The 12,163-nt window shown below is 40.3% G+C and carries 12 protein-coding genes; 9 read left to right on the top strand and 3 right to left on the bottom strand.

The features are described 5' to 3' along the window. The first annotated feature begins 62 nt into the window (after positions 1 to 62). From ACFX4I_RS24350 to ACFX4I_RS24340, 3 genes are all read left to right on the top strand, one after another. Positions 63 to 1,403 (top strand): aspartate aminotransferase family protein, encoded by a 1,341-nt coding sequence (locus ACFX4I_RS24350; protein ID WP_377423625.1) that lies wholly within the window; start codon positions 63 to 65, stop codon positions 1,401 to 1,403. Between the two features lie 324 nt (positions 1,404 to 1,727). After that, positions 1,728 to 2,342, top strand: coding sequence for an NUDIX hydrolase (locus ACFX4I_RS24345; RefSeq protein WP_230303548.1), 615 nt, complete (start codon positions 1,728 to 1,730; stop codon positions 2,340 to 2,342). Between the two features lie 93 nt (positions 2,343 to 2,435). Continuing rightward, a complete protein-coding gene (locus ACFX4I_RS24340; RefSeq protein ID WP_230303547.1) occupies positions 2,436 to 3,233 on the top strand; it encodes an endonuclease I family protein in 798 nt (265 codons plus the stop codon). 57 nt (positions 3,234 to 3,290) lie between these two features. Here ACFX4I_RS24340 and ACFX4I_RS24335 read toward each other — a convergent pair whose 3' ends face one another. The 3 genes from ACFX4I_RS24335 to ACFX4I_RS24325 form a co-directional block, all read right to left on the bottom strand. Further along, positions 3,291 to 4,349 (bottom strand): lactonase family protein, encoded by a 1,059-nt coding sequence (locus ACFX4I_RS24335; protein ID WP_230303546.1) that lies wholly within the window; start codon positions 4,347 to 4,349, stop codon positions 3,291 to 3,293. Between the two features lie 145 nt (positions 4,350 to 4,494). After that, on the bottom strand, positions 4,495 to 6,252 hold the full coding sequence (gene ade / locus ACFX4I_RS24330; protein WP_230303545.1) for an adenine deaminase: 1,758 nt from the start codon (positions 6,250 to 6,252) through the stop codon (positions 4,495 to 4,497). A gap of 32 nt (positions 6,253 to 6,284) precedes the next feature. Further along, entirely contained in the window at positions 6,285 to 6,737 is a 453-nt protein-coding gene (locus tag ACFX4I_RS24325; protein ID WP_230303553.1) for a nucleoside deaminase, read from the bottom strand. A gap of 259 nt (positions 6,738 to 6,996) precedes the next feature. Here ACFX4I_RS24325 and ACFX4I_RS24320 point away from each other — a divergent pair, with 259 nt between their 5' ends. The 6 genes from ACFX4I_RS24320 (at position 6,997) to ACFX4I_RS24295 (ending at position 12,015) form a co-directional block, all read left to right on the top strand. After that, entirely contained in the window at positions 6,997 to 7,899 is a 903-nt protein-coding gene (locus ACFX4I_RS24320; protein ID WP_283931750.1) for an AEC family transporter, read from the top strand. A 274-nt stretch (positions 7,900 to 8,173) separates the two neighbouring features. Then, positions 8,174 to 8,584: a hypothetical protein gene (locus ACFX4I_RS24315; RefSeq protein ID WP_230303543.1), complete on the top strand. Its 411-nt coding sequence runs from the start codon at positions 8,174 to 8,176 to the stop codon at positions 8,582 to 8,584. Positions 8,585 to 9,025: 441 nt separating this feature from the next. Next, on the top strand, positions 9,026 to 9,754 hold the full coding sequence (locus ACFX4I_RS24310; protein ID WP_230303542.1) for an amino acid ABC transporter ATP-binding protein: 729 nt from the start codon (positions 9,026 to 9,028) through the stop codon (positions 9,752 to 9,754). Positions 9,755 to 9,776: 22 nt separating this feature from the next. Continuing rightward, positions 9,777 to 10,604 (top strand): transporter substrate-binding domain-containing protein, encoded by an 828-nt coding sequence (locus ACFX4I_RS24305; RefSeq protein ID WP_230303541.1) that lies wholly within the window; start codon positions 9,777 to 9,779, stop codon positions 10,602 to 10,604. Between the two features lie 107 nt (positions 10,605 to 10,711). Continuing rightward, positions 10,712 to 11,350, top strand: a complete 639-nt coding sequence (locus tag ACFX4I_RS24300; protein ID WP_230303540.1) for an amino acid ABC transporter permease — start codon at positions 10,712 to 10,714, stop codon at positions 11,348 to 11,350. A gap of 14 nt (positions 11,351 to 11,364) precedes the next feature. Continuing rightward, positions 11,365 to 12,015 (top strand): amino acid ABC transporter permease, encoded by a 651-nt coding sequence (locus ACFX4I_RS24295; protein ID WP_377423621.1) that lies wholly within the window; start codon positions 11,365 to 11,367, stop codon positions 12,013 to 12,015. The last annotated feature ends 148 nt before the right edge of the window (positions 12,016 to 12,163 follow it).

Below are 12,163 nucleotides of genomic sequence, written 5' to 3'. Positions count from 1 at the left end.
GAGGGTCGACACAAGTTGTGGTCGGCCTTCATTTATACATTATTTTAGGAGGAGTATAGCTTATGCAGGTTGAAAAACAGGGTCAGGATCTTAAAGCGATGGATGGTAAATATGTATGGCATCATATGAAAGGGGCTGAATCCAGCCCTGAAGCAATGGTGATTAAAAACGGGCAAGGAGCCTGGATAATGGATGTTGATGGGAATCGTTTCCTGGATGGGATGTCAGGTTTATGGTGTGTCAACGTTGGTTATGGCCGCACGGAACTGGCTGAAGCAGCTTACGAGCAGCTGAAGGAACTTCCTTATGCCCCTTTAACGAATAGCCACATCCCGGCCATTAAGCTAGCAGAGAAATTAAATGAATGGCTTGGTGGGGATTATGTGATTTTCTTCTCTAACAGCGGTTCGGAAGCGAATGAGACTGCTTTTAAAATTGCGCGGCAGTATCATCAGCAAAAAGGTGAACATGGACGTTATAAATTCATTTCCCGTTATCGCGGCTATCATGGTAATTCAATGGGGGCCTTGTCAGCTACCGGGCAGGCGCAGCGAAAATATAAATATGAACCACTCGCCCCAGGATTTCTTCATGTATCACCGCCAGATTCTTACCGAAATCCAGAGGATGAAAGCGGTGAAAAAAGTGCAGCGGAAATTGAACGTACCATTACATGGGAGTTGAGCGAAACGGTGGCTGCGGTCATCATGGAACCAATCATCACTGGGGGCGGAATTTTGATGCCGCCTGATGGTTATATGAAACGTGTCAAGGAAATTTGTGAGAAAAATGGTGTCCTTCTCATTTCGGATGAGGTCATTTGCGGGTTTGGCCGTACTGGTAAGAAATTCGGATTTATGAACTATGATGTAAAACCAGACATCGTAACAATGGCTAAAGGAATCACGAGCGCTTACCTGCCATTATCCGCTACAGCAGTCAAACGTGAAATTTATGAAGCGTATATTGGCTCAGATGTTTATGACCGCTTTCGACATGTAAATACTTTTGGCGGCAATCCGGCTGCTTGTGCCCTTGCTTTGAAGAATATTGAAATATATGAAAATGAAAAACTTATAGAACGGTCTAAGGAGTTAGGGCTACGCTTTCTGCAAGAATTTGAAGAAATCAAATCTCATCCCAATGTTGGGGATGTACGTGGGAAAGGTTTATTGGTAGGCATTGAACTAGTGGAAGATAAACTGACAAAACAACCGATTGAACTTTCCAAAATCAATAAAGTGATTGCATCATGCAAAGAAAAGGGGCTGATCATAGGTAAAAATGGTGATACAGTAGCAGGTTTCAATAACGTCCTGACCCTTGCTCCCCCACTTAGTATAACTGAAGAGGATTTTTCATTCATCATAACGACGGTAAAGCGGACGCTAGCTGAACTATGAAAATAAGGTGATGGCAAAAAACTGAAAATTCAGCATTTAATCAAGTTTCTGTATGCCCCTGTTGATACTCACTATTTATTTAAGAAGGATCGCATCCATACTTTGCTTTTTAAATGAGACTGCTGCGTTTAGTTTTAGCACCGTTCAGAACTTTGAACGGTGCTTTTATCTATGATCTAGGAAGAATAAGCGGAAAAGGATTCTATTGCGAACTAAGGGGACGTTTTGGAATCGTTTTCCTTGCTTAGTTATAGCGGATGTTCGAAAATGGAATGATAAGGAGTGACAGAAAATCAATACTATCCGGCAGAAGAGGTGAGGGGCATGAATAATGAAGATATAACAAAAAAATTAACATTACATATCCCAGAAATTTTAGGAAGTGGGAATTTTTCTAAGTATGCTGTATTGGTACCGCTTATAGAGAAAAAAGATGGAATTCATGTTCTTTTCGAAGAGCGTTCACACAAACTGAGAAGGCAGCCGGGGGATATATGTTTTCCGGGCGGGAAAATAGACAAGCTGGACCATGATGAACAGGCGGCTGCCCTAAGGGAAACATATGAGGAACTTAATTTGAGAAAAGAAGATATCGATAATGTCTTTCCGATCGATTATTTGGTATCTCCATTTGGGATGATTGTCTATCCATATGCAGGATTTGTTCGTAACCATCAACGGATAATACCTAATCCAGCTGAGGTAGAAACCGTTTTTACGGTCCCGCTATCCTTTTTCATGGAAAAACCGCCAGAGATTTATCATGTCAAATATAAGGTGGAACCGCATGACAATTTCCCACATGATTTAGTCGTTGGCGGGGAGAATTATAAATGGCAGCCAAAACAGATGGAAGAATATTTTTACTTATATAATGATCGGGTAATCTGGGGAATGACGGCGAAAATCCTTACCCATTTTATTGAAATTCTTCGTTAGACCCTTCTAAAGCACCTTTTTTTTTCGATGGATTTCTATTAAACTTAAATTATGGTAAAAGTTAGGTTTTAATAGAAGCGGGGGGATGAGTGGATGAAGTATAGTTTTGAAGTGCTTGAAAAAGAACGGGAAATGGCAATGGCTGCACTTGTGAACTTCAATGAAAACCGCGAATACTATGATGAAAACAAAGATCAGGAACTTAAGCTAGCATACTATAAAGATGGTTCCTTGGACCGGGAAGGATTGAAGGACCTACTTGTGGCAACCCATAAAAACCAGCTGAACTACTCACCACATCGTCATGTTTACCCTTGGGTGGACTTACAGGAAAATGGCCAGTTGAAAAGTCTGTATTCCGGTAAAGGGATGGACCCAGTCCGAGTAATTGAGGAAGATATCCGTATACTGGAAGTGGTGTCAAGAGGCGTAGAATCAACAAATACGGAGAACATTCTCGTTAATTGTGAACATGTCGTACCTCAATCATGGTTCGATAAAAAAGAACCGATGAGGGGGGATTTGCATCATCTGTTCGCCTGTGAACCAACTTGTAACAGTAGCCGGAGTAACTATCCATACCATGATTTTAAGGATTATATCCCTGAGAAATCGGCTGCCGGTATAAAAGCGGGTTGCGGGAAATCCGAGGAAGGTAAATTTGAACCTGAATACGGAAAAGGCATCGTGGCGAGGGCTACTTTATACTTTTTACTCAGATATGAGGGAATCATCGATAGCGGCAATATTGACCTGGCGCTGATTATGGAATGGCATCGTCTTTTTCCGGTCAGCACTTATGAAAAACATAGAAACCAGGCTATACATGAAATGCAGGGTAATCGTAACCCATATATAGATTTTCCCGAAATGGCGGAGAAATGGAATTAAAGAAGATTAAAAAAAGGATTGGAGCTGTAGTACAAGCTTCAATCCTTTTTTTATCGATTATAAGAATTTTACGCAAACAGGGAAGGGAACTTGAACATCTTTTTGCAGTAATGTTAACTTTCCGTCATGTTCATTCCGGGCATATAGTGTCAGGTTTCCTGATTGTTCATTAGAAGCGATCAGGAATTTTCCGCTAGGATCCAATGAAAAATCACGTGGCCAATGCCCTTCGGTAGAAACCAGTTCCACGAATGCCAGTTTGCCTGTTTCTTGATTGATTTGGTAAACGGCAATACTATCATGTCCGCGGTTTGCGGCATATATGAATTGCCCATCATCAGAAATATGAATGGCGCTTCCTTGGTTATTTTCCTTGAAATCTTCTGGGACGGATCGAACCGTTTGTAATTCAGAAAAGCTTCCGGTTTGACTATCGAAGCTCAAAACAATGACTTCTGGTACAAGTTCTGCCATAACATACGCAAATTTCCCGTTTGGGTGGAAGGTCAAATGCCGTGGTCCGCTGCCGGGAGCAACAGATAAGCTGTTTACTTCTTCCAAAACCCCATTATCTATTTTATAGGTTATTACCTTATCTATTCCGAGGTCTACTGCAGCAATGAACCTTTCATCCGGTGTGAACCCGGCAAAGTGAGTGTGCGCTTTTTCTTGACGTTCTTCATTCGGTCCTTGGCCCTCATGCTGAACAGTGGATGATACGGGCAAAGGGGTCGCATCGTCATGAAGCGGATATGATTCAATCACGCCTTCTCCATAACTGGTAGTGACCAAGACCTGTTTCTTGCTGTCGACACTTATATGGCAGGAAGAGCCATTTGGTGTCAGTTGTTTGCCCAAGAAGGTAAGCTCACCTGATTCTTCATTAATCGAATAGGCTGAAACTCCACCGCTGCCCGCTTCTTTTAAAATGGCGTAGAGAATCTTTTTGTCCTGGCTGATGGCGACATAAGTCGGATCGGTTAATTCTGCTGCAAGAACCGGTGTACTGAGTTTTCCTTCTGCTGTATCTAAAGTGAAGCGGTAAATACCTTTGCTGTTTCCTTTTGTGTAAGTGCCTATGTATCCAATTAAGGTTTGTTGATCATGTATTGCCATATATATCCCCTCCAAGAAAGATTTGTGTTTAATTTTATTTTAACATAGATGATACCCATTATATCCTTTTCCCGGTTTAAGTCGAGTTGGAACCTGAATTTTAGAAATTACTTGGGTGAGAAGAAAAAAAACCCCGACTAGGGGGTCAAATTTTATCGACTGGCTTTGATGCTTCGATAGGAATATGCCTAAACTCAGAAACTGAAAATAAACCCTGATCCGTCAGTTTAATTTCAGGGATGACAGGCAACGCCAAGAATGCAAGTGTAAGGAAAGGGTTGAAATGCCTGTTTGCACCCAGTTTCAATAGGGCTCCATCGATTTTTTTCAATGAACGGACTACATCCATATAACTCCATTCGCTCATCAATCCAGCTATCGGAAGGGGAAGGGAAGCGAGTATTTCCCCATTTTGGATTACGGCCAATCCCCCCTGCATTTTTTTGATTTCATTTGCTGCCATAAGCATATCTTGATCATTCGTCCCGGCAATAATCAAATTATGTGAATCATGGGCTACTGTCGTGGCAATTGCGCCTGAATTCAAACCGAGCCCTTTGACGATTCCTAGACCTACTTGTTTGGTCATATGATGCCGTTCAATTACAGCAAGTTTTATATGATCAACATGTTCGGAGAACCGGAATAGCCCATCCTGATTAAGTGTAACCGGTTCAATCGAGTGCTTTGTAATCAAGCTGTTTGGAGTTATCTCAATAATATTAGCGAACTTATTTTTAAAAGATATCGCCAAATCACATTCCGTTATTTCATGAAATTGAACGGAGTGCTTCAACCCGTCGTCAATGACCTGTTCCTTTTCAGGTGGAAAGTTAAGTAAACGATTATTTTGAACGATAAGCTTTCCCTCTTTAAAGACCGAGTGGATGATGACTGAATCAAGATCATCCAATATAAGGAAGTCTGCCTTGTATCCAGGTGCTATGGCACCAGTTTCCTTTAAGCCAAAACATTCTGCTGCATTAATAGTCGCCATTTGAATGGCGGTAATTGGCGGGACACCTGTTTTTATGGAAAGTCGCACGTTGTGATCGATACTCCCCTCGGATACAATATCGTCAAGGTGCCGGTCATCGGTGACGAATAAACAACGGCGGGAGTTCTTCTCATTAATAACTGGAATCAGGTTTTTTAAGTCTTTGGCAACGGTGCCTTCCCTGATCATAAGATACATTCCTTTACGCAGTCTTTCTTTTGCCTCCTCCGCTGTAGTGCATTCATGATCCGTTTTAATGCCTGCACACATATAAACATCGAGCTGTTGTTCGGATAATCCTGCTGCATGGCCATCGATGCTTTTGCCTAGTCTATTGGCATCGTATATTTTTTGCAGCATATCCTCCTCCGTATGTGAAACGGCCGGGAAATTCATGACTTCGGCTAAACCGAGCACTCTCGGGTTTTGATAAAACGGAATTAAATCTTCACTTCTTAAGACAGCACCAGAATGTTCAAAACCCGTTGCAGGTACACAAGACGGCATCATGAAGTAAAAGTCAAAAGGAAGTTGGTCGGATTGATCAATCATATATTCCATGCCCATTTTGCCAGAAACATTGGCAATTTCATGAGGGTCTGCAATAATGCTGGTCACACCATGTAAAAGGAGGATTTTTGCGAGTTCCGATGGCCTTACCATCGAAGATTCAATATGGACATGGCCATCAATGAATGTAGGGCATACGAATTTTCCTGCTGCATCGATTTCTGAAATACCCTCAAAAAGCCCAATTCCAGCAAAAAAACCATCGACGATAGCAATGTCGCCTGTATAGATATCACCATTGAAAACATCTATGATTTGCCCGTTCTTAATGACGCAATCCGCAGGCGTTCTCCCTGCAGCGACGTCTATTCTCCTTTTAAGTAAGTTTTTTTTCATATGCGTAACCCCTTTGGCAAAAATATAACCGGTTAATATTTCACTTTTTCAGTACTGGTTTCCCATGTTCGGAATGGTAATTCGTGGTCATTAAAAGACAGTTGTTCCATTTTTATCGTGCGTTTTTCCATTGGCAGGGCAAGTTCCTGGTATATAAAGTGATCATCAAAGCCAATAAGTGCAGCGTCTTCTTTGGTGCATGCGTAATAAATGGCTTTTGGACGTGCCCAATATATAGCGCCGATGCACATGGGGCAAGGTTCGCAGCTAGTGTAAATTTCACAATCTGTAAGCTGGAAGCTGTCGAGATTCCTGCATGCATCACGAATCGCCTGTACTTCGGCGTGAGCTGTAGGATCGTTGGCTGTTGTCACATTATTACATCCTCTGCCTACGACTTTGCCATCTTTAACGATTATAGCACCAAAAGGTCCCCCGTTCTTTGCCACAACATTTTCATATGCAAGCCGAACAGCCATCTCCATGTATTTTACATCCACTCAAAAACACCCCTTCATATATTAATAACCCAAAAAGTGTTGATGTTACGTTTTTTAACGTAAATATAATAAACAATATACCATATGCATTGGGAAATGAAGTATTATTTTCTGAAAATAAAGAAAATTAATTTACGTTAGAATATATGACGTGCTATCAAAAGTGGTTTAAAAGAATTTTTACAAATAATTATAAAACTGATATTGTTAGAAGAAAATCATTAGAATTATGAAGGTGATATGCATGGGGTTTTTGGGAGTTCTTTTACCAATATTCGGTATATTTGTTTTAGGTTTCATCGGTCAGAAAAAGTTTAAACTTGATACAAAATCGATTTCCACGATGGCATTATATTTAATGTCACCTTTTCTTGTATTCCGAACCTTTTATTCCGCAGAATTTACGATTAATTATTTTTACCTATTCTTATTCACGATAGTACTTTGTCTTTCTCTCATTCTGGTAGTCTGCATCATATCTTTTTTCCGCAATTATACAGTCACTGAAACAAGCGGCATGATATTGGCATCGGCATTCATGAATAACGGGAATTACGGAACACCCGTCATTTTCCTGTTATTCGGAGCCGCAGGACTCGATTATGCAATCATCCTTATGGTGGGACAGCAGTTAGTGATGTGCACGATAGGCATTTATTTCGCAGCAAAGGGCAGCCCGGAAGGTAACGGAGTTCAAACAGCGATTAGAGCAGTATGTCGGATGCCAATTGTTTATGGAGCCATTGCGGGTACAGTATTTCAGTTAGTGAACATACCTTTAAGCAATTCGGTTATGGAAGCTATTAACCTTGTTGCAAATGCAGCGATTCCAACAATCATGATTACACTGGGAATGCAGCTGGCTAACATTTCCCTGAAAAAGATTGCCTATCGAAAGCTATCAGTTTCGCTGCTTCTTAAACTTGCCGTTTCACCAGCCATTGCCTTCCTGTTATCACTTGCCTTACCAGTGGGTGAAATGGTCAGGCATATCATGATCATCGTAGCTGCCATGCCAACGGCGGCCAACACTACGATGTATGCGCTCCAATTCAATACGGAGCCTGAATTCGTATCAAGTGCTACTTTCATAAGTACATCATTAAGCCTGATTACGCTTCCAATCATCTTTTTCATTGTATTATAGAAGATTATGATTCTAATTATATGGGCAAACTTATTATATGCAAGAAGCGGAGGATTCCTATCTAATTCAAAAACGGGATCCGGACTGATTGCATGTATTGCCCTTGATGACCAAATCTTGGGCTAGGTTCCCATGTCGGTTAGTAAACGAACTTAGGGACTTGGATTTATATGTTGATTGGGAAAAGATCTTCAACAATTCATTTATATTAAAGGGTGAGCTTTTTTAACTGGCGTTTACTTTTTTTAATGCTGTATTTGATTGGAGGGGTTTTGTGTTCCAGACTAAAATTAAACTGATTAATGCTGGAAAGATTGATGTCATTTTAAAGGAAATCGTTCGGAAAACCTATGAAGAAGCACTAGAAGAAAAACTCTTGCTATGCATGGAGTGCGGGGATGTCGATTTTTATATCGCGTATTCAAATAACGAGGAACTTCAAGATGCGATTAATGAAAACTTTGAAATTGATGAATGTGGCGAAATCATGAAAATGGATGAACATCAGGAGCTTATGGATGATTTATTCGATTATTTCTTGATCATACATAAGGAAAGTGAAATGTTTGATTATTTTCCAGCAGGTCCATATACTCTAGGTGGGGAAATCTGTAAATCGGATACGGATATGCTGGCGCCAAGAGGTTTATATTCAGCGCCATTTGAAGATGCGTTAAAGGGATGATGAAAAAGACAGCAATTGCTGTCTTTTTTTCGTGCTAATTTATAAAAGATCGTTGTGCTTACGGGAAATAAATGGTTTTTTACAAAAAGAGGGAATGATTCGGAGATAAGAGTTCATACTTACCAATTTTGTAAAATATAGCAATAATATCATGAAATATGATATCGTTTTTAACAATTTAAAGTTTATATGGTAATTTTAAGAAAAATTTTATATAATAAAAAGTGTGAATATTGAATATATTATTTAAATTACTAGTTTAAAATAACAATAAAAATGATCGTTTCACTATCACTCTCGAAATAATGGGAAATAATATTGGAAGTAATGATTATACATAAAATTTGATTCGAGTTAAGAGAATGCTATATTACGCTTTTAAAATTCTGATTATTATAAATTTTCAGTTTTGGAAGATTGATTATGGGCGGGGGGCTAATTATGATAGTTTTTGACCGAGTGAATAAGTTTTATGGCGATTTCCATGTATTGAAAGAGATTAACCTTACAATTAAGAAGGGGGAAGTGGTAGTGGTCATCGGACCGTCCGGATCAGGGAAAAGTACACTGCTTCGATGCATTAATCGACTAGAGACCATTTCGGAAGGTTCCCTTTCCATAAATGGTTCAAATGTAGCGGATAAAAAAACGGACATAAACAAACTCCGTCGGAATATCGGTATGGTTTTCCAGCATTTTTACTTGTATCCTCATAAAACCGTGCTCGAGAATATCATGCTTGCCCCCAGGAAGGTTTTAGGCCAATCCGAAGAGGAAGCGAAAAAGATTGCACTAAAGTATTTGGACAAAGTGGGGATTGGAGATAAAGCGAATTCATTTCCTTCCCAGCTTTCAGGTGGACAGCAACAACGGGTAGCGATTGCCAGAGGTTTGGCAATGGGGCCCGAAATCATGCTATTTGATGAACCTACCTCAGCCTTGGATCCAGAAATGATTGGCGAGGTACTGGATGTAATGAAAGCACTTGCCCATGAAGGAATGACGATGGTGGTGGTCACGCACGAAATGGGATTTGCCCGTGAAGTAGCGGATCGAATCGTATTCATGGACGAAGGCAGGGTTTTGGAAGAGGCATCACCGGCTGAGTTTTACGCCAATCCTCGTGAAGAGAGGGCTCGTTTATTCCTTAGCCGTATATTAAATCATTAAATAAAAAACAGGGGGGAATTTCATGTTGAAGAAAAAGAAATGGTTTAAATTATCCTTGCTTTCATTACTGGCTGTCATTTTATTAGCTGGATGCGGCGGGGGGAATGATTCAGACAAAGCTGAAGAGGGTGGAGGTAAAAACAAAGAAAAAGATGTTCTCGCACAAGTGAAGGAAAAGGATAAGATCGTTTTTGGGGTGAAAAATGATACAAGGCTATTCGGATTGAAAAATCCTAGTACTGGAGATGTAGAAGGCTTTGATATTGATATCGCCAAAGCTCTTGCAGCAGAAATCCTTGGTGATGAGAATAAAGTTGAATTTAAAGAAGTGACTTCTAAGACAAGGATGGCATTATTGAATAATGGTGATATCGATGCGATTGTAGCGACCATGACAATCACGGAAGATCGTAAAAAAGAAGTTGACTTCACTGATGTTTACTTCGATGCCGGACAATCTTTGTTAGTAAAAAAGGGCAGCGATATCAAGGGTATTGATAGTTTAAAAGGGAAAAAGGTATTGGCCGTCAAGGGCTCTACTTCTTCCATCAATATCCGTGAAAAAGCTCCTGAAGCACAAGTGCTTGAATTTGAAAACTATTCCGAAGCGTTCGCTGCCCTTAAATCCGGACAAGGGGATGCCTTGACCACGGATGATTCCATCCTTTATGGAATGGCGGATGAAGATCCAAGTTATGAACTTGTTGGCGGTACATTTACGGAAGAGCCTTATGGAATTGCCGTGAAAAAAGGAAATGCTGACTTTGTTGACGAGTTGAATAAAGCCCTTAAGTCACTTAAAGATTCAGGCAAGTACGATGAAATCCATGATAAATGGATTAAACATTAAACATTTTAGCAAATGTATAAGGGAAACTGACCTTAAATAACATTTGAACATTTGTCTGTGAGGATGAGCCTTTTTGCTCATCCTTACTAGTTAAAGGAGTGTACGCCGTGCTTGATTTCTCCATTTTAACAGATAATCTGGATATGTATTTATTAGGCTTTAAAAATACGATCATGTCGAGTTTGATCGCGTTGGTAGCAAGTTTGATTCTTGGTGTGCTTATTGCTATCATGCGGATTGCGCCGATAAAGCCACTAAACTGGCTAGGTACCGCCTATGTCGAGTTCATTCGGAATATACCGTTATTGATCATTACCTTTTTCTTCTTTCTCGGTCTTAAACTAAGCGGTCTATATGCAGGGACATTGGCCTTGACCATTTACACTTCTTCTTTCATAGCTGAGGCAATTCGAGCGGGCATACTTTCCGTGCCAAAGGGTCAAATGGAAGCTGCCCGTTCTTCAGGTCTGACATATGGGCAGGCAATGAGGCTCGTCATATTGCCACAGGCCGTTAAAATAGTCATACCTCCTTTAGGGAACCAATTTATCAATCTAGTTAAGAATTCTTCCATTTTAGCCGTCGTTGCAGGACTCGATCTTATGTACCACGGGGATTTGATTTCTTCAAGGACATTTGTTGTGTTTGATGTGTACATTTTCGTTGCAGCGTTTTACTTAATACTTACCATTCCTTTAAGTTTTGGCGTTGGTTATTTGGAAAAACGTCTGGCTAAGAGTAATTGAGGGAGGTATATGATATGGATTTTGCAGGTGCCTATACACCAGATAATCTTAAGTTTTTATTAGAAGGATTTTGGGTAACGCTCCAGGTAGCTTTTATATCCATTATTCTAAGTTTCATTATTGGCGGGCTTGTAGGTATAATCCGGTACGCAAAGGTGCCGGTGTTATCACAAATATTAGCTTTGATTGTAGAAACGGTACGTAATTTACCGCTGTTATTAATAATATTTTTTACGTATTTTGCTTTGCCGGAGGTTCGGATTAAACTTGAAATCATTCCAGCAGCCATTGTTGCCTTGACAATTTTCGAGTCTGCCATGCTTTCTGAAGTCATTCGAAGTGGGCTAAAATCGATTGATAAAGGCCAAATGGAAGCTGCCCGATCATCAGGCTTGAGCTATACACAGGCATTGATACATATTATTCTGCCCCAAGCGCTGCGCCGCATGGTTCCTCCTATTGTCAGCCAATTCATTTCATTATTAAAGGATACCTCTTTAGCTGTTGTCATCTCTTTACCGGAGCTGACTCATCATGGTCAAATCATATATGGACAAAGTCAAAATTACTTAATACCTATTTTGTTCCTGGTGGCTCTCATGTATTTCATTGTTAACTATAGTCTTTCTTTGGTTGCCCAGAGACTTGAATTGAAACGAACCTAAAAAAAATGACTCAGAAATGAGTCGTTTCAGAATGTAGACAAACTCGATTTTCATCGAGTTTGTCTACATTTTTTTTATGGCTTGTACAATTTGGACGTTGATTTCCACTCCAGGCACTCGCTTTCCGCGGGCGGTCGGGGAGCCTCCT

Origin of the sequence: Peribacillus sp. YIM B13472, from assembly GCF_042788005.1 — a bacterium.
GTDB lineage: Bacteria > Bacillota > Bacilli > Bacillales > DSM-1321 > Peribacillus > Peribacillus simplex_E.
This window is presented reverse-complemented; position numbering and strand designations above follow the sequence as displayed.